Origin of the sequence: Cognatundibacterium jejuense, assembly GCF_014284255.1 — a bacterium.
In the GTDB taxonomy this organism is placed as follows: Bacteria; Pseudomonadota; Gammaproteobacteria; order Burkholderiales; family Burkholderiaceae_D; genus Undibacterium; species Undibacterium jejuense.
Genome location: NZ_JACOFV010000086.1, coordinates 1 through 253 on the forward strand (window position 1 = coordinate 1; position 253 = coordinate 253).

The window sequence follows — 253 nt, forward strand, 5'->3', positions numbered from 1 at the left end:
GAAGGTGCGGCTGGATCACCTCCTTTCTAGAGTAGCGCTGTAGTTGAGTGTTCACTTTTATTGACTGTTAAATTAGATAACGAGAATAAGTTAAGGCTGAGTAGTAAGTTAGGCTTTAATAAGAAGAGTAGTTATGTTTCAGCTGGAGAGTTAGCTAGCTGAAGTATAAGGGGGTTTAGCTCAGCTGGGAGAGCACCTGCTTTGCAAGCAGGGGGTCGTCGGTTCGATCCCGTCAACCTCCACCAATACTGGG

Annotated in this window: 1 tRNA gene; it reads left to right on the forward strand. The window is 45.8% G+C overall.

The window, feature by feature from the left end:
• Positions 1-169 precede the first annotated feature (169 nt).
• A tRNA-Ala gene (locus H8K32_RS20130) sits at positions 170-245 on the forward strand.
• Positions 246-253 lie beyond the last annotated feature (8 nt).